Here is a 24,131-nt window from a genome sequence, read left to right as displayed (position 1 = left end):
GGTTAGATGCTTTTCTATAGCTCAAAGTACATTCAGATATTTTAGTGAGCCAAGCTTCAATGATGAGTATTACTACTATTTTGATTAGCGAAAAGCATTAACTTAATCTGCACAAAATGATGAGCAGTACCCTGATTACAATGTGAGCTTCTGTGGATTCACACCAACTGAATTTTACATTCAATCGAAGCAGTAAATTAAATTGTAATTAACGTATGTAATTGCAAAACATTACTTAAAAAAATATTGAGGTGAAGCATATGCTATTTAATAATTCAAACATCACGGCGTCCCCTATTCGTCAAAAAATTCGCGAGTTTTATCGTATTGATGAAAGTGTTTCGGTAGAGCATATTTTACCCTTGGCAGAAGTTAACGATAATGCTGCAAGCAGGGCGTGGGAAAAAGCCCGTAAAATGTCTTTGAAAATACGTAGAGACGAATCGGGAAACGGTGCAATAGATGCCTTACTAGCAGAATACACATTATCAAGTGAAGAAGGTGTGGTGTTAATGTGTTTAGCGGAAGCCTTATTACGTGTACCAGATAAGCACACTCAAGATGCCCTTATTAGTGACAAAATATCTAAAGGGCAGTGGGACAGTCATATAGGTAGCAGTGAATCACTGTTCGTTAATGCCTCATCTTGGGGCTTATTAGTTACCGGAACCATGGTTGACTATGCTGATGAACGCGAAAAAGATAGCTTTGGTTTATTGAAGAAGGTTATTGGTCGATTAGGTGAGCCTGTCATTCGTAAAGCAATGAACTACGCAATGAAAATTATGGGTGAGCAGTTTGTTATTGGCGAAACGATTCAAGATGCCACTGATCATGCTACCAAGAAAGAGCGGCAAGGCTTCGTATATTCTTACGACATGCTAGGTGAAGGTGCGCGCACCATGAGTGATGCTGAAAAGTATTTTAAAGCTTATCAAGTTGCCATAGATACCATTGGCGCAGTTGCTCGTGCGTCGGGTAAGAATGACCCTCGCAAAGTGCCTGGTATTTCAGTTAAGCTTTCTGCTATTCATCCTCGATACGAATTTGCACAAAAAGAACGGGTAATGGCTGAAGCTGCTCCCAAACTTAAAGCACTTTGTTTGCAAGCCAAAAGCTACAATATTGGTTTAACTGTTGATGCGGAAGAATCTGAACGATTAGATATATCCCTCGATGTTATTGAGGCGGTATTTAGTGATGATGAGTTAGAAGGTTGGAATGGCTTTTCGATGGCCTTGCAAGCTTATCAAAAACGCGCCATTTTTATAGTTGACTGGTTACGTGAACTCACCATGCGTGTTGACCGAAAAATGATGGTGCGCTTAGTAAAAGGTGCTTATTGGGATACTCAGATTAAAAACAGCCAAAAAGGCGGTTATCAGCATTTTCCGGTATTCACTCGCAAGGCTTCTACTGATGTATCTTACCTCGCCTGTGCGAAAAAATTATTAGAATATAGAGATACTATTTTTCCACAGTTTGCTACGCATAACGCTTATACTGTCGCTACTATTCTTGAACTGGCGGGCAATGACAAAACAAGTTTTGAATTTCAATGCCTATATGGCATGGGCGGCTCGTTATATGATCAAGTTGTTGCCAATGAAAATGTTCAATGTCGCGTCTACGCACCGGTTGGTCCTCATAAAGAGCTACTCGCCTATTTAGTGCGTCGTTTGTTAGAAAATGGCGCTAACTCTTCTTTTGTTAATGCCATTATTGATGAGTCACAACCGGTCGAATCTTTGCTTGTCGATCCCGTTGATAAAATGCATCGCTTAAAAGACAAATATAACGGCCAGATAATCAAACCCATCGCGTTATACCATGATGAAAAAGGTGCCGGTCGAGATAATTCCAAGGGTCTAGATTTAACAGATATCAATACAGTAACCCCTTTAAAAACATCACTGGACAACTGGCTTATGGATAACTTGTTCTCTGAAGATGATGTACCAGAGGGGTCTGTTGCTATTAGGAACCCAGCAAAGCAAAGTGAAATTATTGGCTTTCAACGACATCACAACAAGGATGAAATGCTCGCGATGATCGAAACCGCTCAAAACGCATTTGCTTCATGGTCACAAACGCCTGTATCTGAACGCGCGGCCTTATTATGCCGTGTTGCCGATGCACTTGAACATCATATCGACGAGCTCATTGCCTTATGCATCAAAGAAGCAGGGAAAACCGCACAAGATGGTATTGATGAAGTCAAAGAGGCGGTTGATTTTTGTCGCTATTATGCACAACAAGCGATTGAACTGGCAAAAGATGATCGTTTAGAAGCCCGTGGTGTGGTCTTATGTATCAGCCCTTGGAACTTCCCGTTAGCTATATTTATAGGGCAAGTGACTGCTGCCATTGCGACTGGTAATACGGTGTTAGCTAAACCAGCCGAGCAAACAAGCTTAATTGCGTTGCGCGCTATTGAACTAATGACATCTGTTGGATTACCACATGGCGTTGTACAAGCAGTTATTGCAAAGGGTAGTAATGTAGGTAATGTTATTATTCCTAATGCACGTGTTCAAGCGGTTATTTTTACTGGTTCAATTAAAACAGCGACTATAATTTCGCAAACATTGGCTGATAGAGGCGGCGATCAAGTCCCTTTTATTGCTGAGACAGGTGGTCAAAACTGTATGTTAGTTGACTCTACTGCCCTACCTGAACAAGTCATTGATGATGTTATTTCTTCAGGATTTCAATCTGCAGGTCAGCGTTGTTCTGCACTTCGAGTGTTATTTTTACAAGACGATATTGCTGATAATGTTATTACAATGCTTAAAGGCGCATTAGCAGAATTACATGTAGGTAATCCAGAAAAACTGAGTACTGACATAGGTCCTGTCATTGATCAAAAAGCGCTAGATTCACTCAATGCTCACAGTGACTATATGAAAACCCATGGCCAACTATTATACCAATGTGATATTTCTGATGAAATAACAAATGAAATAGCAGATAACGAACATTTCTTTTTTGCGCCACGACTTTATGAAATAGAAAGTATTAGGGCGCTGAAGCAGGAGGTATTTGGCCCCTGTGTCCATATTGTTCGCTTTAAAGGCGATGAAATAGAAAAAGTTATTGATGATATTAATGCAACAGGTTTTGGCTTAACTATGGGTATCCATACCCGCATTGAACAGCGAGCCATAAATTTAGCGAAGCTATCACGAGCAGGTAACGTGTATATAAATCGCAATATTATTGGTGCTATTGTGGGTGTGCAACCTTTTGGAGGTCGTGGTCTTTCAGGTACAGGGCCAAAAGCAGGTGGCCCATATTATTTAACGCGTTTAGTGAAAGAAATAACAACGCCCGGTGCCAAGAAACTCAATTTATTACCACAGCAAGCAGAAGCCTCAGACCGCGATACGGATGCACAAGCAGTATTATTGATGGACAGAGCGAGTACCGCAGAAAAAATATGGCGTTTGACCGAGTTAAATACCCGTATATCTTGTGTTAGCGAAGTATTAGCAAATATAGCGCATATCGAAATCATTGATAATTTAGCAGACGATTTAACGCAGACTTTAAAGGCGGCGCGCTCACAATTAATTGATATTGAAAAACACTTGAAGGAACCAACCGTTTTACCGGGTCCAACAGGAGAGTCTAATACTCTATATTTAGAAAATCGTGGCAACATCATCTGTTTTGCTGACGAAAATGTTACTTTTCACTTTTGGTTGCTTTCTGTCGTAACGGCTTTGGCAACCGGTAATACCATTATCTCGGTTGTTTCTGACTTGTTTTATGATGAAGCAATAGCTTTTAGAGATGAATTCATTGCAACAGGTGAAGATAAGAATGTTTTTCAAATTGCACGGTTATGCCATTTAACAACGTTGCTGGCACAACCTGGATTATCAGGTGTTGTTGTTGATAGTCATTGTGACCGTAAACATTATATCAGCGAGAAATTAGCAGAGCGTCAAGGTGCCATTTTACCGGTGATCAGTTCAAAATATTTTGATAATTTAATGCAACGATTATTAACAGAAAAAGCTATCAGTATTAATACCACCGCTACTGGTGGTAATACGTCACTCATGACCTTAGATGAAGAAGATTAAGGATAAAAGATAAAAGAGCGGTTCGTTTTGGATACTAACATTCGAAGCGAACCCTTGACGGAGCATCCGTCATCTTAATGTATTATTGACAAACAAAATTAGCAACGTGACGCTGACTTTTGCCCTACTTTTAGAACATGTGGTAATCGAAGGGAAAAGGAGCTTACTATAGCTTCACAACGACATTCTAGGCTATAAATCCTAGACAACATTTGCTTTAAGCCGTTCTTCAATAATCCATTGTCGGCTTTGGCCATACTCTACATACTTTAATGCACTGGCCTTAATGTACAATAGGGCTAGTCGTTCATTTGGTGTACGAGCATATCAATGTTTAAAACTCAGACTTGCCTAATAAACTGGCAGGCGGGTTTGATATAATCATCAGTTGTCATTGGGGATATTTGGTTTCTGATAGGGCTATGCTCCACAGCGGACACTAACAGCGACTGCAATCTTACTGTATATCTTTGTCAACAAGCTAGGTTAGCCGTGACGCTTGCCTTGACAGTTTTTTTCCGGCGTACTCACCAGAGGTATCTATTGTCGCTCAATTTGTCCTACTCTAGTGACCTATGAAAAAAATGTCTGTTACTTTGATTCTGCGATAAAACGGCGAATGCCAGAATGAGGCATTGCCTTCGATGTCGATTAAACAGCGCACCAAGCTCATTAGCGTGGTTAGGGACTTAAGCCAAGCTAATTGGGCGATAACGTTAATTGAGCAAGGTGAAGGGATCTCAACTAAACACTTTGCATTTTATCAACAGCTTTTATCAATAGCTTTTTATCAACAGTTGATGTTCGCCAAACAGCTGCGCTACGGACACACCGCCACTAAATTTTAGTTTAGTGGCGGTGTGCGAAATTCGAATAACGGAATAGGTTCAGTGATCGCTAAGACTTATAAATATGCATGTCTCGTTGAGGATAGGGAATGGTAATACCTTGCTTATCAAAGGCTTTTTTCACTTTTTCATGCATGTCCCAGTAGTAAGGCCACAGATCATCAGTAGCAACCCAAGGTCGGAACATAAGATTGACTGAGTTATCTCCAAGGCTTCCAACACAGATTCTTGGCTCCGGATCTTTCAGGGAGCGTTCGTCCTCCTCAAATAGACGTTGGAGAATAGCCTTCGCTTTGTCGATGTCGTCGTCGTAGTGGATCCCAAAGGTCATGTCGCAGCGACGATTTTTGTAAATACTGACATTTACCAGGGTAGCATTAGATAAGCTCCCATTTGGAATGACAATACGCCGGTTGTCAAAAGTATCCACCACAGTATAGAGAATCTGGATTTCGGTGACAGCACCATGAAAACCTTGAGCTTCGATTGTATCGCCCACTTTGAAAGGTTTAAAAATTAGGATCAGCACACCGCCAGCAAAATTGGCTAAGCTTCCCTGTAACGCAAGTCCTATTGCAAGACCTGCAGCACCGATCACCGCAATAAACGAGGTCGTTGCAATACCGATCATCGAGGCGACTGAAATAAGTAGCATAACTTTCATGACTGCACTAGTTAGTCCACATAGAAACTTATTCAGTGTTGGGTCTTTAGCGCCAATCTTTTTGTCTAGAACTCCGACAAAGCGGTTGATCAGCCATAAACCAACAACTAATGTAATAATAGCAAGCACAAGCTTAGGTGCGTATGTGATCACCAGCGATATACCTTGGTCTATTAACTGTGAAACATTTATGTTTGATCCAATAATTTCTTCCATTCAGCGGTTCCTTAGTTGTGATGAGTTACTATTTGAATAATATAATAACCAAGACAGTACCACATCTATGCAACAGGCTAAGACTGCAATGAGTTTAGAGTATCTGACCTGATGATTTTAAAAAAGGTCAAAAAAGTAAGACCTGATTTTAGATGGTCTTGTGGCTTGGTATAGTTAGACACACGTAAATTACGCTGAAGAGGCATACTAATTCTAGCCATTGTCAATAATATATAAACGACCGAAAGTGGAATTTAGCGGCTAAAGATGAGTAATTTATGCCGCTATTGTAGGAAATTCTAACCTTAAATAAACAAAAGCATGAGTCATACGCGATTACGTCAGTTTCACATTTCGGGCAATGCAGTTGATGACCGAGCACTGTCAAGTTACCGGGATTGGATCAATTGAATGGAATTTAATTACCTATGCCAAATTTTGGACACAACTCACCCTCTCCCACTCAACGAACGCTCAGTCATAAAACACTCTATAATTACTCGCTTTCATTAAATGGCGACCAAGCCGAATAGATTATTAACCACGCCATGACATGAATGAAAACGTTGAGCCTAACCTTGTGATTTAAATTGCCTCATCTGCCTCACCTGTTGCCGACTAGGTTGATGGGGTAACTTGTATCGGTTGTTTTCGTAATGCTGGCTGGAGTGATCCAGCCAAGTATAAGCTCTTTTTTTGCTGCTGAATAACTGCGTTATTTATCGGTAATAAATCACTAATAAATGGGCCATCCATAATAATATTAAATAAAAAGTATATATTTCTCACTTGATTTTGGGCTTAAAATGTCATGGGGTAAAGCCAGTAGGAAAACTGGGGCTGTATTGGCTGCATTAAGAAAACTAAGAGTTGAACGCTGATTTCTAGATATGTTTCGTCCTCTTCAATTAAAAAAAGGCACAAAATAATGGGATGTTTGAATGTTTGTTGTGTCTTTCTAGGATAGCAGTCGTTTGGCCTGCCTCACCCCACCTATCGGTTTTCTGTGGGTATGCGTTTTGAATTTTTTCATCATCTGCTCTGCGCCAACGGCATAACAAAAGTGTTGCTCGAATTCGGTAGTCAGGGTTATCCATTGCTCTTCAGAAAGGCCTAATCGACTCAGAATGGAGCTTTGTGCTGAGTTGATTGCACCTGCTTTATCTGCTCGGATAATGCGGCCTGTGGTGTCGACCAGCTCACAGTAATCTTGTAGAGAAAAGGCAATGCCTTGAGGCATGTCTTGTCTGGGGTTGCCGACAAGGGGCAGTAGCTTATGAGGCTGGCGTTTGTTTTGTTGTATGGCATTGGTTCGTTTTTGAATGCTGGTGTGATTTGATGTTTCGGAGGTTTTTGCCATTTTAGCTCTAATCGGGTTTAAGTCGACATGCGCCATACAAGATAAGACTGCAGCATCATCCCTTCTTGTCGTAAAAGCAGGCTTGAGATTTAAAACGCCCTTCCCACAAATTTTTCTGGAAAAAAAGTTGAACAGCTTCAGCTGGCCCGAAGGGTGAGCGCCAGGGATGGCAGCGAATAAAATCGGCCTGTACAGCCGTCTTCTTTATTGGCCTGCCTGGCGATGGGCTCGCTTAAACTGGCCATCAACCAACTGATATCATACAAACGCTGACGGTATATAGTGATAGTCTCTTTAAGGCTTATCCATTCACTCTCACTTAACAACTCGTTACGCATGAATTTCTGGCTCAGTAATGTGCCTCTATGTAACCGATGCCAGCGTCCTACCACTTGTTTATCTGACCAAGACATGTCTTTATCTTTATCTTTATCTTTATCCACACACAGCACCCAATGCACATGATTGCTCATCACAGCATAGGCGCATATACCAATGGCAAATACTAACGGTAACCACAACACCTTGTCTTCGACCTAGGTCCGTCTGTGCTCGTAACTCGTACCTGAATATTCGTCAATAGCGTGGCTACCGTACCACATAAAAAGGCACGTCTAACGCAACGTGAAACGCAATGGTAATAGGGGGTGTCGATGAGGTTGCCCAGAAGAGCAAGGCTTGGGCATGAGTGACTCCTTTAAATTTGTGCTATTTCAATTGGTGTTATCAAAACTTAGTACAGTACAAAAATCAGTCAAATTATTATGGGTGGCCTATTTAAGTTTTGCCTTTTAAGTTTTCTTAGCAGCTTGGGAGTAAGCCATAGATCTGTGATAAAGCACTTGAACGTTGTCTGGCACTGAGTACTTTTGTGGGATGCGTATGCATCAATACATTATGAAAATCTAGATGGGTGACCCTGTGTATTTGAAGAGCTATCTAGAAGCTAAATATCTATAAACAGAGAGCCTTAGTCTATGTTTAACCATAGTAAATACAAAGACTAAAAACGTTAAGCTGCCAGCCTTTGTAGATACCTTTATGGATTACCTGGGTACGGGGATTTCCTTCACACTTTCGTACCAACCTGCAGCCGTGAGTTGAATACTAATGTCTTTGTCTGTGTCATTCTCGAAATACCAGCCGTGGTCACCTGCGAATGCTGCAGTCAAACTGCCACTTTCTTGACTGTCTTGATGCTTTTTGTAGAAAACCAAGGTTCCTAGGCTGCCATCGTCCGGTTTTGCCGTATGCCCATGAAACTCTGTTAGGGAAAGGCCTTCAGCATCTCCTTGCACTTGCCATTGATAAACCATCGTATCGTGCTTCTGCATGGCAAATTTAAGCTCCATGGCGCTACCAGCAGCGAGTACGATCTCAAGTTCGGTAGACTTGTATTTTTCGGACTGATCTTGGTATGCAAAAGGCTCAGGTTTAACCTCCATCCATGTAAGTGAGGCATTGTCAGCAGTTCCCGTAGGTAGTTGGCTGCAGGCCGATAGTACTGAAGCAGTAGCTATGAGGTTTATTAATTTCATCGTGACACCCTCTGTTTTTTTGAGTCATATAAAAATGGAGTGATACATGTATGGATCGAAAAAAATTCATTTCAGTCTACCCATACAAGCAACACTTTTACTGTAATAGTTTTTTAAAAATCAAAATCAAGTGTAAAACTGAGGCTTCCTAGTTGTCTAACCAGCCATTGTCCGTCTGTCTAGCGGTCTGCTGTTGAAAAGAGTTAATCAAAGATATTCTGCGCATTAACCGTCACTCGACTTTTCTCGTTGATTCTATAACCAATAGACAGCTCAACTAGGTTATAAGATGACAGGGTGATGAGACCTTAAAGTAATATCTGTTCATTTTAGCTATTCGTTAATTGTTTGGTTTTTAATAATTTGTTTTTTCGTAATCTGCGCCAGGCCATTACCAAAGAGGTTAACGAGAATATAACTCCGGTTATCGATAAAAATATGACTATACCTTCCCGCAACGGCCAATTTACTAGTAGAAATTGAAAATCCAAACTATGTAAACCGTTATAGAGCCAGCGTTTTATCCGGTCTGGTTGTGTCGAACGAGCTAATATTTTACTTGTTGTGGCATCAATGTAATACCAAGTGTTTTCGATATCAGAAAACCGAGCTCTAAAGACCGGCAAGGGCATATAACGGTTATGTGTGGTGTAATAATAATTATCGTATTCGGTGATTTTATCTAGTTTGACTAATTCACTATCGGGTAGTAATTGAGAAATTGCGGAACGCGTTTTTGGTTCGAGTTCCTCTGCGTTTAAGTTAGTCACTATGCGCAGAGGGTCTAGTAAATTATTGCCATTTTCTCTTTTAGCAATGAGTAAACCTTCGCCGTCAAGCATCTGCCAAGAGAGCTCTTTAATATCTTGCATTGTCTCGGCATTGTCGCTTAGGTTTTCAAGGCTCTGATCAAACTTAGTTAAGTCATAAGTGCCACCGGTATAACGGTTGATTTGCTCAACAGAAGAGGTCTTATTGTTGAAAACCCCAAATGGGTTCATTGAAAAAAGACCACTCACTATAAACATGGTGATAAAAAGGGCAAACATAACACCCAAAAGGTGATGCCATTTTTGTATGCCTGTATACGGCGTAACCGCTCCATTTTTATAGCGACGCTTTAGGCGTAACCTTAAAAAGCCAACGATTGTTCCTGAGACAACCGAAATAACCCCCGCAAACGAAATAACAATGACGACGTTGACCCAAAGGTTTGAATGTTTGCGCAATTGCATTGGGTAAATCCAATGTATAGTCGAACCGACCCAATTCCACATTCGTTCATAGCTATGAGTATCTCGAAGGACCTCACCTGTAGAGCTGGATATATATAAAATAGTGCCTTTTGTATTATTAAGGCCCACCTTATGTAATGGGCGATGCTCATTGAATCCTCCATAAACCGTCCACTGATCCATCTCTATACTTGCTAAATATTCAGGCGCATTGTTCTGCGAAGTAGGGTCACTATTTTGCGCGTATAAAGTCGCTATTTTTTCAGCATCTGACGGCTGAATGTCCTTAAGCGTATTGCCATTATCAGCGTAAATAATCGTTTTGCTGTTATCAGCGAACGTCAATTTGTATGCAGGTCTTCCTAGTACTGACAAGAGGTCCAATTGATTAATGGCTGACTCACTTAAAATTTGATCTTGAATGTCAGAAAAACTCGTATTTATGGCTTTTAATTCCAATAGAGACGCAGCATTAACCCGTTCACGTTCGGTCAGTTCAGGGTATTCGACATACAACATCACAATGCCCGACGCAAACCAAAGAAAGAATATCATCGACATTACAATGCCGAACCAACGGTGCGTTAGATATAAGGTGCGTTTAAAATTCATTGTTATCCATTGGGCTTAGGTGATCTGTTTAAAGCTGGTAAAGGCCATAGACAAACCCCACTTTAAATGGGACATCTATGACTTTAACTAGGAACTTTAATTAGGAACGTTGGATAAGAAGAGGGAGGCTCCTCTTAAAAATTAAGATCCAGCGTAAGGCTAAGAGTGCGTGGCTCCCCAACTGACCATTGACCGCCAGCCCAGTGAGCCGATGTTGCATAGAGCTCATCGCTAATGTTCTTGGCGTTGACCGTCAGCCGGGCAGACTCATTGATACTATAACCAAGGAACAGATCCCAAACGGTATAAGACGGTATGGGGGTGTTTTTATAAGGGCGTTCGTCAACATATCTTAGGTCAGCACCGAAGCGAACGCGCTCTGTTGCGTTATAAAAAAAGCCTGCATTTAAAGTGATATCTGGGCTGTACGGAGTGGGAGTAAATTCACTACCTGTATCGCGTTCTGAGTCGACTATAGCCGCATTGATATACGTGACCAGACTTTCGTTTAAAATATAGTTAAGTCCAATCTCAATGCCCTGCGCGGTTTGTTCGGGTACTAATGTGAAGACGGTTGGATCGGAATTATCCGGGTCGTCAATCAGCATATTCTTTCTAGCGATATTAAATATCGCCAGATTCCACGTAAGCCCTCCCTCCATCAACGATTGTTTAATTCCTATTTCAGTTTGTTTCACCGTTACCGTGTCTGCTTCACGCAGTGAATTTCTAACACGAACAATATCACCGCCATTTTGGTGTGTGTCACCTGTCGAGACTTGTCCATATAATGCAGTATCTTGATTTAGATCGTAAACAAATCCTAACCTCACCATTAATGGCTTAACGTTCTGGTTAACACTATTGTCTACAGTAGTATCTCGAACACCGAATTCGTTGTAGGTTAGTCGTTCGTAATCCGTCTTGATAATGTCGTAGCGAAGACCAGAAACAAGCGCAAATTTATCAGTGAAGCGTAACTGTGTTTCTGCAAATATGGCCACTTGGCTGACGTCCGATACCTGATCAAGTACCGCAACACTGTCGGTCAAATCCGACCATGAGCCAGCAATAAAGTTAGTCGGGTCCACTGAATCAGTATCACCGCCCCAGTCTACCGAGTTGGGGTGTGATGAATTAAAGTTGGATGTGTAGTTCATGCTGGCATCCGTAAGCTCAAATCCAACAGATGACTTCCACCCCATATCGCCAATATTTGAATTGAATACAAGGTTACCACGCAGCCCTTGTTGCTTTAATTCGTGGCGTATAATCAGTGGATCTGCACGTATAATCAAACTACTGTCACTGTTGGTTGAGTAGGTCTCTGCAGTTTGCCAGTAACGGTCGGTATCCAATGAAAATAGTTCTGCATCAAGGCTGACAGAATCCGATATGTTCCAATCAGCGATTAGGCGTGTTATTCGATCGTCATAATTTATTCGCGAATCACCTACGTTAAAATTTAATCCGACCCAGTCTTTATTAAAATCGCCGTCAACCAGGGGTATGCCGAAATAACGTAACGGTGATTGTTCGCCCGCGTCATGACGCACAGTTAACGCTAGGTTGTCGCTTGCTTGCCATTTAAGCGCTAAAGCCACCATCTCAGATTCGCTTGCGCCATTGCTGACCCAATTATCTGATTTGCTAACACTAATATCGGCTCGACCTACCACAGATTCCGCGAGTGTGCCATTAACACTCGCGCCTAGAAATTGTGTGTTGTTTTCGCCAACCGAAAGCCGAATGTCCGCCTCAAACTCCTCTGAAGGAGATTTGGGAATGACGTTGTAAGCACCAGCGATACCGCCAAGTCCATACAATACGGAAGCAGGCCCTTTCAAAATCTCAATCCGTTCCACCGCCCAAGTGTCAAAAGGAAAAGTAAGGGTGCCGGCAAGCGTGAAGTAACGATTGCCATCATAGAGTTTGGTGACCGCATCTTGACCTGTAAACCCCCTTGCGCTAATACTCGTGCCGCCATTACCTGGGTTTCCTGCGCCAGAAAATCCTGCACTTCGCGTCACTGCATTTAGAAGTGAAAAGTCATTTCTAATGCGTATGGCGTCGCCACTAATGATGTCGATGGTCGCGGGTATTTCCTTCAAACTTAAGCCTAATCGGCTGCCGCTTTCGCTAATAGAGGTTACCTTATTACCAATGACGTGAATTACCTCGACTGTACTTTCGAAACCCGTCTGCATGTCGTTATTAGCATCGTTGGCTATTGCCGCACAGGAACTCGTTATTATTGCTAAGGTGGGCAGGCTGCGCAGAGCAGCCTTAAGCTTGCGTAAAAGAGCAGGTTTTAGGTTGTTCTGCAAAACCCTATTTTTATAATAAATATTAAACATTAACTATCTCACATCAAGATATGATACATCGTATCATTAAGTATTTAAAAAAATTGTCGTTATTTACCGATGGCGTCCAAATTATTCAGAACACTAATCGATGATTTGAAACATCCGTTTTTGAAGTGCATTCATAAGGTGGTTTCTAGCATACGGTTTCATCGCCTTTCACTTTTTACACTCTTGCCGAGTAAGACCGCTAGCCAAACACCACTCCATTAGATGTTATGATATAACATATCATAACATCTATGCAAAAGATTTCTTTATTTACCGACGGCGTCCCGAACTATTCAGAACGCTTATCAGTAATTTGAAACATCCGTTTTTGAAGTTCATTCATAAGGCGATTTCTAGCGTACGGTTTCATCTCCTTCCATATTTCGCACTCGTGACGAGTACGCCCGCAACCCAAACACCACCTCTTAGGCCCAGTGAATTCACAGATATCAATGCAAGGGCTTTGATGTTGCTTCACTTTTTTGCTCTCATAACTTTTGCTCTATAATCAAGTCGCTCTGGTTTAAATAACTCTGTAATCAAAGCTCACGTAAAACCTGCTCAACACCAGACTCTAATTGCCGAAGTCGGTTAAACTCCTCTAAAAGCCGTTGTTCCAAATTTTTGTAATTGAGCGGTAGTGTTCGCTGGCAAATACTGTAACCCTTTCCAGATACCTTGAATCCTTTCCAACCATCTATACGAGAACTTTCTATTTCTAGAAATTTTTGAATAAATTTTGCTTGAGAAGGACAATCCTCTTCAGCATGCATGCAAACTGGAAATGCTTTCTGTTTAATCTGAGGCGCTTCAATAAAAGTTTCAAAATGTATTCCACCTTGATTTTGATTGTGCCAATTCGATTTATAGAGCTGTAGGTATGCACCTCGGTTGTATATCTGCCAGTCGTCTTCAAACCAAGGTGACTGTCTTAGTTTATTTTCAAGACCTTGGAAAATGTTCTTAATATCTTTCATATGGTTGACTCATGTTATTCCTTTTCAAAACGCTAATGCAGACAGCCTTCAAGAGAATGACGTATAAACTGTTCATCTAGGTCTTTACCTATAAATACAATACGGTTGACAGGTGGCTCATCGCCCCAAGGTTCACCGGGCTGGCTACCAAACATCATATGCACGCCCTGGAATACGAATCGAAGGCTCTCGCCTTGAACGCCGAGAACACCTTTCATGCGATAAATATCAATGCCCTTTATTTCTAGAAATGCGCTGAGCCAAGCATTTATCTTGTCTGAATCGAACAGTCCTGGTAATTCAACAGAGACAGACGACACTGCGTCGTCGTGCTCATGTTCGGCATTGAAATAGTGCTCTGCAATTGGGGTGTATTCGGTATCATCCTGACTCAATAGTTTCAACTCAAACTCTTCTGGTGTGTGCTGGGAAAAAATCGCTATTTCTTTGTTGGACTCTATCTCGAAGTTAAATTCATAAAATTCTTGCCCTTCGAGCTGAAGCCGGTAACACGTTCCAACATCGGACATTGTCTGACCGTGCATCAGAGGCACCGTTGCCTTTGAAAACTCAACAAACACTGTTTCGGCTAACGCCAATACAGCCGCCTCAGAGACGTCACTCACATTTGCCATTAGAAAGGACATGTCAGGATCTGGACCATTTTCAAATTGAAAACGGTAGTGACCCGCTGGCAACCTCCAAATACCCCCCCATTCGAAGGGGTATTCTGGCTCAAGAAAACTGGGTTTCATCTCAATCGCGTGCTGCAAATTAAAACCTCCAATATTCAGCAGTTCAGCAATGGGTGCATCCGCCATGGTGGCCGAATAAAAACCAGCCATTTGATTAACATCATACAAGCGTCTTCTAAGAGCGGACATCTCGTCTTGCGTTATCAAATCGGCTTTGTTGATAATAATACGATCAGCGAAAGCAACCTGAGCCATAACCTCATCTGTATTATCATCAAGGTGTGTGTGGACATGCTTTGCGTCGACAAGTGTAATAATGCCATCGAGCTCGTATTGCTCACGAGTAGCTTCATCCACAAAAAACGTCTGCGCAACGGGGCCAGGGTCCGCCAATCCAGTTGTTTCTAAAATCACAAGGTCGAATTTGTCTTTGCGCTGGGCCAAATCGCCCAATATACGAATGAGATCACCACGTACGGTGCAGCAAATACAGCCATTATTCATTTCGAAAATCTCTTCATCAGCATTGATCACCAAGTCTTGATCAATACCAATTTCGCCAAATTCATTTTCAATCACTGCGATGCGAAGACCGTGATCTTCAGACAAGATACGATTAAGCAGCGTGGTTTTACCACTACCAAGAAAACCGGTGAGTACCGTTACGGGAGTTTTAGTAGGCATTAAGATATCCTCGTTGTTGCGTTTTTTGAGTTTTTAAGTTGTGATATATCATATCGTTTTATAGTTAATGCGAAGGCAAGTTAAAGGCGCTGATTAACGAACTAATATTGTGCTGCATCATGTTTAAATACGTGCCTGCTGGGCCATCGACGTCACTTAATGCATCCGAATACAGGCGACCACCAATGACCGCATTTGTCTCAGATGCAATACGCTCTAGCAAACGCGGGCTATTGATGTTTTCTACAAAGAGTGCTTTTACATTCTGCTCGCGTATCTGATCAATCACATTAGCGACATCTTGGGCTGAGGCTTCTATCTCTATGCTTAGGCCAAGCGGAGCTAAAAAACGAATGTTGAATTCACGCTCTAAATACCCGAAGGCATCATGGCTAGTAACAACAATGCGTTTATTCTCGGGGATATCTGCAAGTTCTTTTAGCAGGTTGTTCTCTAAAGTATTTAATGAATTAAGGTACTGTTGTTGGCGCTGGGTAAATTCATCGGTGTGCTGTGGCCTTAGCGTGATCAATGTGTGAGTGATGTTCTGAATATACACACGAATATTGTCAAAACTCTGCCAGGCATGTGGGTCAACCTCTTCGCCATTACGTATAGCGTTGACCCCATCACTGGCAATAAGTTGTTTGTTTTTATAGCCGCTATTCTTTATTAAACGTGTTATCCAACCTTCAAATGCCAAGCCATTAAAGACGACCAAATCAGCTTTAGCAATGGCAACCGCATCAGAAGGTTTGGGTTGATAGGTATGCGCATCTTGATTGCGGGCAACCAAATTGGCCACCACGACGTGTTCACCGCCCAACTTGTTAACTAAATCTTCCAAAATGGAAAAACTAGTAACGACGCGAATACTCGATTCGTTGGCGCTGACTGTATTCATTAAAAATACTAGGCCAAGAAACCCTGAGCAAAGAAACTGAAATGTAGAAAAAGGGAGTAGTCTGTTCATCGTTTTTTAGCCTGTGAGATGACGATTGGAATTGTATTTTTCAAGTAACCCGCCGTTAAGACCTACCAATAGCGAGGTAATGTAGACGATGCCTAATGACAGCACTATGGCTGGCCCTGTAGGTAAATCGAAATAGAAAGACAGTAATAGCCCGGCGTAACAACCGGCAAAGCTCATCACTATTGCGATAAGTAAAATACCGTCTAGTGTCTTTGCCCAAAAGCGGGCCGCCGCCGCTGGCAATATCATTGTGCCAATCGCCATCAACGTGCCCAATGCATGGAACCCTGCGACTAGGTTGATCACCATTAAAAATAAAAAGCCATAATGGGCGATTGAGCTCGCGTAGCCGGAACCGCGTAAAAACGAAGGGTCGACACACTCGATCACCAATGGCCTATATAAGAAAGCTAAGAGTACTAAACTGATACTACTGATGCTGGCTAGCAACCAAAGCGCCGCATTATCGAGTGCTAAAATATTGCCAAAAAGTACATGAAATAAGTCTACGTTACTGTGCTTAAGTGAAATAATTAACACACCTAATGCCAGAGAAATTAAGTAAAAAGCGGCCAAACTGGTGTCTTCCTTAAGATGCGTATTACGCGCTACCCAACCAGCAAGCACAGCAACCACAAGACCCGCTACTAACCCACCCAAGGTGAGCGCCAGCAAGGATAAACCTGATAACAAATAAGCAATGGCAGCGCCTGGAAGTATCGCATGTGCCATAGCATCGCCGGTCAGGCTCATGCGCCTTAGTGTCATGAATATTCCAACAGGCACAGCGCCCAAACATACGCTAAGGCAACCTATTAGTGCACGCTGCATAAAAACGTAGTCGTTGAAAGGACCTAGTAATAGCTCCCCCATATCAGGCTGCACCTTGCATGCACAAGTGAGCACGTTCATCAAATGCTTCAGAAAGCTGCCTTGCTTTTTTTAAATTTCCTGTGGTAAGTATGTCCTTTGTAGTGCCATGTCCAATGCATTCTCGCGATAGTAGTAATGTTTGTGGGCAATGTTTTTGAACGTAGTCAAGGTCATGCGTCACCATTATTACGGTGCGATTATTTTGGTGCCATCGCTTTATCACTTGAGTGAGATCGGTCAAGGTTTTCAAATCAATCGCATTAAAGGGCTCATCCAAAAGGATCACGGGTTGATCTTGCAGCAATACTCGTGCGAATAGGCAGCGTTGCAGTTGCCCACCGGACAGCGTATTAATCATCCGGTGCTCAAAACCCTGTAAACCGACCACTGCGATAGCATCTACGCATTGCTTATGTTGCAACCCGCTCAGCGATTTAGAAAAGCCAAGTTTGGCCCATAAGCCCATGACGACTAGTTCAAATACAGTAAGAGGGAAACTGTTATCTAACTGAGCTTGCTGCGGCAGATAAGCTACTGTATTTGGGCATAGGCCTTCAATACTGCCTTCATTTATGGCTGTTAGCCCAGCCATGGCATTCAACAAAGTCGATTTACCTGCGCCGTTTGGGCCTACTATGGCCAGCCAGTCACCTTGAGCGATCGTGGCGGTTAGATGGTGCACCGCAGGATGTCGTTCGTAGGCAAGCGTGAGATTGTTAAGTCGAATACTCATGATGAATAGGTCATTCCTAATACTAGTGCCCACATGATCATGCTCAAGCCGATTGCCAAACCTATGCGACTGAAGACACTCCAATACAGCAGAGGGTTTGGCAGCATGACCTTGAGCTTCTTCACGCTTGTTCACCTGTAGAGGTGGACTCAAGTAATCGATGTAGATTATTCCGCATGACTAAGCCGTACTCGCCGAACAATTATTGCATAAGCATTGCAGCTCCAACTGTGAATTTGTAAGCCTGTAACCTACTTTATCCACGAGTTTACCCAATTCATCAATGATGCCTTTTGAGACTGCGATTTCCTTTGTGCTTTGACATTTACCACAGATTAAAAACTGAGTTATCTCTTGTGAGCAACCCCCTAATATATGCGAACACGCAACGTATTTGTTGGCTGAGCTCAGCTTATGCACTAGGCTCTCTGTTTCGAGAAATTCTAAAATGCGATACACAGACATTGTCGGCATGGATTTTTCAGATACCTTGTTGTAGGCATCGGTAATTTCGTAGGCAGATAACGGTGTGCTAGATTCCAGCAAGTGTTCCAAAACGTGTTTGCGCTTTTCAGTCAAACGCCCTCCAGAACGAGCACAAATATCCTTTGCTTTACAAATAATATGACTTAATTGCTGAGTATTCATATGGGGCCACCTATTTTATAATACATATTTATCGTGAGCTGTTTATCCACACGATGTCATTGAGCATGATTAAGAGCTCAATATTACCTGGATTTTGGGCACATTATTTTAATCCTAAACTTGCTAAATCACCCGAACTTTGAACAGATGCGTGTAATTTAAAATTTTTATTAGCGGAACGATCAGACTGTTCTTCGCGGCGGGTCGGCTGAGAATCACCCACACCAGTGGCTATTTCGAGTGGTGGCACACGTCCTAATATGCTGGCCTGTAACAGCCTTGGGCGTGTTTTTCTTGGCATGAACCCGTCTGGGATATCGAGGTATAGCGCGATGCACTCAACAATATCACTTGCGCTTTTCTCGGGATCTTGATCACCAAAGAGATAGCTCCACGCGCCGGCCGATGAGAGTGCAATTGCACAAGGACGCGGACATAAGCTAAGACACTCAGCAGGCTTAACCTCTACATGGTCACCCAAAGTGCTTTCATTAAACATTGCACGAAGCGCCTGATAGAGTTTAAAACCAGCACGACTTTCAATTGGCTCACGCACCGAACCAGCCGCCCTGCATGAAGTGCATACATGAAGCACACTCGAGCGAGCGCTGTCATTCGATGTTTGAGACTCTTTAATCTCAGGCGAAGTCGTTTCGCTCATGTTGATCCATTTGTGATGTGAAGCGGTTGAATAAGTATCATTGGTTGTTTGTGCATTAAATTGTCTTTGAGTTTAATTTCTATAATCCAAGAAAGATATGTTATATCATCTCATATCATTTGAAAATATAAATTTTAAACACAAGGCCTAATCAGATGACTCATTCCGTCGTTATTAAAATGCACTGATCGTAAATGAAGGAACGATCAAAGAATCTGACCTGAGAATTCGAGGGCGGTACATAGACTGTATTAGCTCAGAGATAAAAGCCTCACAAGGTGATCAAATTATAGAAGCACGCGGGCAATACCTATTACCAGGTATGATTGATGATCAAGTACACTTTCGCGAGCCGGGCTTAACTCATAAAGGCACTATTGCCAGTGAGTCTCGTGCGGCGGTTGCTGGTGGCATTACCAGTTATATGGAAATGCCGAATGTCAATCCGGCCACCACATCAATTGATGCTTTAGAAAGTAAGTTTGTAATAGCGGCGCAAAGCTCCATGGCTAACTATTCATTTTATCTGGGTGCAACAGAAAATAACCTTGATCAAATCAAACTTCTGAATCCGCAAAAACACTGTGGTGTGAAGGTTTTTATGGGGGCATCTACCGGTGATTTACTAGTTGAAAACCCTAAGGCACTCGAGGCTATTTTTTGTGAAAGCCCAGTATTGATTGTGACTCATTGCGAAAGCAGCCCAATAATTCAGCAAAACCTTGCAAGGATAAGTCGTTCAGGAAGGGTTCCAACCATATTGGATCATCCAGTAATAAGGGATACAGCAGCATGCTTCGCTTCGTCATCTTATGCAGTAAGCCTCGCAAAAAAATACCGCAGTCAGTTACATGTATTACATATCACCACAGAAAAAGAACTGAGTTTGTTTGAGGCTGGGACAATTGAAGGCAAACACATCACAGCAGAAGCGTGTGTACATCACCTTTGGTTCAGTGATCAAGACTACCAGCGGTTGGGAAATTTAATTAAATGCAACCCCTCGATTAAGTCATCAAAAGACCGTGATGCATTGATAAAAGCCTTACACACCAATCAAATCGACATTATTGCGACTGATCATGCACCGCACACTTTGGAAGAAAAACAGCAGGACTATAACCAGGCACCGGCCGGTTTACCTTTAGTGGAACACGCTTTGTTAAGTTTATTGGAGGCCGTCAAAGACAAACGCTTGAGCATAGAACTTGTTATTGAAAAGATTGCCCATAACCCAGCAAAGCGTTATGCGATAAATAATCGCGGTTTTATTCGTGAAGGTTACTACGCGGATCTAGTGTTAGTGGATATGAACCAGACCACTACTGTAAGCAACAAAAACACGCATTATCACTGTGGCTGGACGCCGTTTGATAATCATCAATTTTCTTCAAGCATTCAAAGCACATGGGTAAATGGTCAGCAAGTATTTAACGGCCAGCAAGTGATTCACCAATCAGTGCCCTCCAAACGCCTTACCTTCAACCGATAAACGAGATAAAAAACAATGTTAATGAATACGCTACCAGATATTACTTCTGAATTAAAAGCAGAAACCTCATCGCCTTTACAATGGGTAGGCATGGAAGAGATTGCCGTTCCTATTTCAGTACGTTTATCGAGCAAAAAATTACAAACCATACCCGCAAAAGCCAATGTGTTTGTGAGCCTAGATACACCGGATGCAAAAGGCATTCACATGTCGCGGTTACATAAAACAATTAATAAATTAGCTGAACTTGAATGCAATAAAGACAACGTAGAGCACTTACTCAATTCACTCATTGAATCTCAGCTAGGTATTTCTCATCAATCAAAGATAGAACTTACATTTGATTTGATTTTAAACAAACCTGCATTACTTAGTGATGAGAGTGGCTATCAGTCATACCCTGTGACACTGAAAGCTGAAAAAAGTGATCAAGGCTTAAACTGTCAATTTTCGATCACGATACCTTATTCCAGCACATGCCCTTGCTCGGCATCTCTGGCTCGCCAATTGTATGCAAGTGCAATTGACGAAGAGTTTCCAGGTTTAGCGATTGATAAGGCTACCCTAATGCAATGGGTGCAATCTCAATCCGGTTCAATCGCAACACCTCACAGTCAACGTTCTTATGCTTATCTTCATTTTGCATTAGGCAACAACGACTGGCCTGATTTGTCATGGTTCATCTTCGAACTAGAAAAAGCAATTGGTACGCCAGTACAAACGGCCGTCAAGCGAAGCGATGAACAAGCATTTGCAAAACTAAACGCCGAAAACTTGATGTTCTGTGAGGATGCAGCACGAAGAATTAAGTCAGCACTTGAGCAGGCTAGTTTTGTGAATGATTACTGGTTTAAAGTCGAGCATCAAGAGAGCCTTCATGCGCATAATGCGGTTGTGATTGACCAGAAGCAAAAATAATAAGTTAAGAATATTGAGAGTTTCATTTTATAATATGATAAATAATACATGTATTACGACTCCTGATGGTTCAAAAAAATAATTTTCATAAGGGGTTACCGCACTGGAAGTTGCAGCAGGTATTGGCCTAGGTTTGGCTAAAACACCGTCTCGGCACAAGTGAACGGCAGGTTTATCGACGCTACTGACACAATTTCAGAAGATGTAGATATTCGAATTGTTACCTCGCGCGACAACGAAGGTGCGGAGTTTATCCATCACTCTTGGACTCACTGATCTTCCCCAAATATGTAAACAATTTTACTTAAAATTTAAAGGGTTCGACATCGCTTACGTCAGCTATATCGCACCTGCTGACATAAAAGTAATGACACGACTGTGTGTTATTACTTTCATTCCTCGACTGTCTGCAATGGTGGAAAATAAGCGCCTTAAAACCAGTTTTTTTGAGCCGCAGCTACGACCGCAACTGGCACAAACTGTGTAAAAACTATTTTAAATACTAATCTGCGACAGCTTCAGTCACATCCTTAGCATCGGAGTTGATGTGTCGAATATCTATTTGAAATGGTAAATGTGAGCGTTGAGTGACTTATGAGTAGCAATATTGGCTGTTAATAAGGCTTTACACTTTATTTTTTGAGGATTAACTACCCTAGGCCATCATAGCCTCCATCAAACCAGTTGTTCCCATTATCGACATCATTCGTTTCAGGTTATACGCCAGCACACTGAGGCTCATTTCAGTGCCGGCGCTATCAAGACCCTTGGTTACAAAGTGAGTAGTACCCATCCACATTTTCATGGTGCCAAACGGGTGTTCCACTGTTTGCTTTCTCAGAAAAGTTATATCAGGATTATTGCCAAGCCGTTTTTGCATATCTTCAATGATTGATTCGTGTATTCATCGCCTCATTCGCCGAACCTCGTTCTTTGCGCTAGTCGTGCATTTAGCAAGTATTTCACACTGGCTACAGGCGATATTATTAAAGTAGACGTCTTGTTCAACTCCTTTTTCGTTTGAACGAAAACGGTTTTGTAAGGTCTCGCACGCAGGGCAAATATACACATCTTTATCCTTGTCAAACTTAAACAGGGACTTGTTGAATATTCCTTTTTTCGCCGAGCCAGACGTATCAATTTAAGGCACATTAATAGTCATACCTAGGTCATGTGACGCCTTGATATCAATACGGCTGAAGTAACCTTTCTCTGCAATGATGATGATGTCTTTCTTCTTCATTGCTTGCTGTACTTGCTGTGCCACTAAGGTTAATTGGCCTCTATCAGTGGTCATCATAACGTCATGATGGGTGAATGAGATGGTGCTTGGTGTCTACTGCCGTTTGTACGTAGTAGCAAACCTGTCTTTCCATATGCCGCGTCTTCATCAAACGTGCATCATCAGGGTCGGTTTGTGATATCTGTTTGTCTGGGTGCTCATTCGCTTCTACTTCAAGCGCTTTAAGCTCAATCAAGCGCTGCTGCTAACTTTGAGGCTGAGACGGTGTTTGACGACTCTTTTTCATTCTCGTCTTTAGTATCCATTTGACTTAAGTATTTTTGAATACTCTTCTCCACGCAGTAAATCTGGAATTGGACTTTGCTGGGTGTGTGATTTTTTGATTTGTTGTTGACGGCCTTGAACTTACTGACATCAATGGCAAAGAATGAATCGCAGTTTATTAGACATCATTGATATCGAACTACTCTAATGCTGCCAAGTCTTGGACTGAGAACGAAAAGACTTGTTTTGAATTTTTGAAACAACATTACATCACTAAAATTGCATACAGCCGTAATTAGTACTAAGAATCTTAGATGTGTACTTTGCTACTAAAGCCCATCGATATCAGCTTTCACTGACACAAGGGTTTGTACCTTAAGCCGTCAGTGGGGGCTTAATTAAATTAAACTGATGTTTGCCACTCAATCGTCACTATTGCTTTTGGCTAAAAGGGCTACTATCGACCCAGGCTGTGTGTAAATTATTTCCAAGCGATTATTTAAACGAGAACTGATGTAATTATGTGTCGTACATTAAAATCTGACTAAGTGCTCTAACCAATCAAATACACATTTTACTTAGCATTGCGTGATTAATTTAGTAAAAGCAGTTTTCACACAGTTTGGACCTAAAGCGGTCTTAAGAGAATTCGAACTATCAGACTATGTTGAACGAAAAATAATCTTACGATTAAACAAATTTGACTGACGGCAATGAACGATTTACAGAGACGGTCAGCAAGGACGACTTATATAACAAGTTTACTGTCAAACCAGTCATTCAACGTCAACAGCCACCTAAGAATAAACAAGTATCACGCCTGCAGTGATTAATGTGCAATTCTCGAAAATAACAACCAATTGGCTTAAAACATAAACATTTACTCTAATTAACTACATACCTTCCAAACATATAAATTAAAACTTATAAATTAAAACATATAAATTAAAACATATAAATTCAACACCTTATACTTGGCACCGTTATTGCCCTTAGTACGCTACTGTTATCAAAATTAAATTAAAAAAAGAAATAACTAATATGAGCGA

General features: G+C 41.8%; 17 protein-coding genes and 3 pseudogenes. 5 read left to right on the top strand and 15 right to left on the bottom strand.

Annotation, left to right across the window (positions count from 1 at the left end; translation table 11 throughout):
• The first annotated feature begins 260 nt into the window (after window positions 1–260).
• From putA to C427_RS09355, 3 genes are all read left to right on the top strand, one after another.
• Window positions 261–4,091, top strand: a complete 3,831-nt coding sequence (gene putA / locus C427_RS09360; protein WP_007638393.1) for a bifunctional proline dehydrogenase/L-glutamate gamma-semialdehyde dehydrogenase PutA — start codon at window positions 261–263, stop codon at window positions 4,089–4,091.
• Between the two features lie 538 nt (window positions 4,092–4,629).
• Window positions 4,630–4,722, top strand: coding sequence for a hypothetical protein (locus tag C427_RS28810; protein WP_081589018.1), 93 nt, complete (start codon window positions 4,630–4,632; stop codon window positions 4,720–4,722).
• A gap of 13 nt (window positions 4,723–4,735) precedes the next feature.
• The gene (locus tag C427_RS09355; RefSeq protein ID WP_007638392.1) at window positions 4,736–4,939 is read left to right on the top strand and encodes a hypothetical protein; all 204 of its coding nucleotides are present in this window, start codon (window positions 4,736–4,738) and stop codon (window positions 4,937–4,939) included.
• A gap of 49 nt (window positions 4,940–4,988) precedes the next feature.
• On the opposite strand, the gene C427_RS09350 is transcribed toward C427_RS09355, so the two are convergent.
• The 14 genes and pseudogenes from C427_RS09350 to C427_RS09290 all read right to left on the bottom strand — a co-directional run bounded on the left by C427_RS09350 (window position 4,989) and on the right by C427_RS09290 (window position 19,165).
• On the bottom strand, window positions 4,989–5,819 hold the full coding sequence (locus C427_RS09350) for a mechanosensitive ion channel family protein (RefSeq protein ID WP_007638390.1): 831 nt from the start codon (window positions 5,817–5,819) through the stop codon (window positions 4,989–4,991).
• Between the two features lie 474 nt (window positions 5,820–6,293).
• Window positions 6,294–6,534, bottom strand: a pseudogene (locus C427_RS28990) (IS6 family transposase); the annotation flags it as partial.
• Between the two features lie 243 nt (window positions 6,535–6,777).
• A pseudogene (locus C427_RS25885) lies at window positions 6,778–7,865 on the bottom strand (transposase).
• A 360-nt stretch (window positions 7,866–8,225) separates the two neighbouring features.
• Window positions 8,226–8,717: a hypothetical protein gene (locus C427_RS09335; RefSeq protein ID WP_007638376.1), complete on the bottom strand. Its 492-nt coding sequence runs from the start codon at window positions 8,715–8,717 to the stop codon at window positions 8,226–8,228.
• A gap of 329 nt (window positions 8,718–9,046) precedes the next feature.
• Window positions 9,047–10,564, bottom strand: coding sequence for a PepSY domain-containing protein (locus tag C427_RS09330; RefSeq protein ID WP_007638370.1), 1,518 nt, complete (start codon window positions 10,562–10,564; stop codon window positions 9,047–9,049).
• 134 nt (window positions 10,565–10,698) lie between these two features.
• Window positions 10,699–12,921 (bottom strand): TonB-dependent receptor, encoded by a 2,223-nt coding sequence (locus tag C427_RS09325; protein ID WP_007638368.1) that lies wholly within the window; start codon window positions 12,919–12,921, stop codon window positions 10,699–10,701.
• A 289-nt stretch (window positions 12,922–13,210) separates the two neighbouring features.
• Window positions 13,211–13,399, bottom strand: a complete 189-nt coding sequence (locus C427_RS24810) for a DUF1289 domain-containing protein (protein WP_081589016.1) — start codon at window positions 13,397–13,399, stop codon at window positions 13,211–13,213.
• A gap of 61 nt (window positions 13,400–13,460) precedes the next feature.
• Window positions 13,461–13,898 (bottom strand): hypothetical protein, encoded by a 438-nt coding sequence (locus C427_RS09320; protein WP_007638367.1) that lies wholly within the window; start codon window positions 13,896–13,898, stop codon window positions 13,461–13,463.
• A 32-nt stretch (window positions 13,899–13,930) separates the two neighbouring features.
• Window positions 13,931–15,277, bottom strand: a complete 1,347-nt coding sequence (locus C427_RS09315) for a CobW family GTP-binding protein (RefSeq protein WP_007638366.1) — start codon at window positions 15,275–15,277, stop codon at window positions 13,931–13,933.
• A 64-nt stretch (window positions 15,278–15,341) separates the two neighbouring features.
• Window positions 15,342–16,250, bottom strand: coding sequence for a metal ABC transporter solute-binding protein, Zn/Mn family (locus C427_RS09310; RefSeq protein WP_226991155.1), 909 nt, complete (start codon window positions 16,248–16,250; stop codon window positions 15,342–15,344).
• Between the two features lie 6 nt (window positions 16,251–16,256).
• The gene (locus C427_RS09305) at window positions 16,257–17,123 is read right to left on the bottom strand and encodes a metal ABC transporter permease (protein WP_007638363.1); all 867 of its coding nucleotides are present in this window, start codon (window positions 17,121–17,123) and stop codon (window positions 16,257–16,259) included.
• Between the two features lies 1 nt (window position 17,124).
• Window positions 17,125–17,991 carry a metal ABC transporter ATP-binding protein gene (locus C427_RS09300; protein WP_226991154.1) on the bottom strand — a complete coding sequence of 289 codons (867 nt, stop codon included), beginning with the start codon at window positions 17,989–17,991 and terminating at the stop codon, window positions 17,125–17,127.
• A 45-nt stretch (window positions 17,992–18,036) separates the two neighbouring features.
• Window positions 18,037–18,504, bottom strand: coding sequence for a Fur family transcriptional regulator (locus C427_RS09295; protein WP_007638357.1), 468 nt, complete (start codon window positions 18,502–18,504; stop codon window positions 18,037–18,039).
• 103 nt (window positions 18,505–18,607) lie between these two features.
• Window positions 18,608–19,165, bottom strand: a complete 558-nt coding sequence (locus C427_RS09290) for a DUF1636 family protein (RefSeq protein ID WP_007638352.1) — start codon at window positions 19,163–19,165, stop codon at window positions 18,608–18,610.
• A 184-nt stretch (window positions 19,166–19,349) separates the two neighbouring features.
• Between C427_RS09290 and C427_RS09285 the strand changes: the two genes are divergently transcribed.
• Complete coding sequence (locus C427_RS09285) at window positions 19,350–20,657, top strand: dihydroorotase (protein ID WP_187292414.1); 1,308 nt, start codon at window positions 19,350–19,352, stop codon at window positions 20,655–20,657.
• Window positions 20,658–20,672: 15 nt separating this feature from the next.
• Window positions 20,673–21,575, top strand: a complete 903-nt coding sequence (gene folE2, locus C427_RS09280) for a GTP cyclohydrolase FolE2 (RefSeq protein ID WP_007638348.1) — start codon at window positions 20,673–20,675, stop codon at window positions 21,573–21,575.
• A gap of 655 nt (window positions 21,576–22,230) precedes the next feature.
• Here folE2 and C427_RS28985 read toward each other — a convergent pair.
• Window positions 22,231–23,252 (bottom strand): annotated as a pseudogene (locus C427_RS28985) (transposase); the annotation flags it as partial.
• Window positions 23,253–24,131 lie beyond the last annotated feature (879 nt).

The sequence above is a fragment of the Paraglaciecola psychrophila 170 genome (assembly GCF_000347635.1).
In the GTDB taxonomy this organism is placed as follows: Bacteria; Pseudomonadota; Gammaproteobacteria; order Enterobacterales; family Alteromonadaceae; genus Paraglaciecola; species Paraglaciecola psychrophila.
This window is presented reverse-complemented; position numbering and strand designations above follow the sequence as displayed.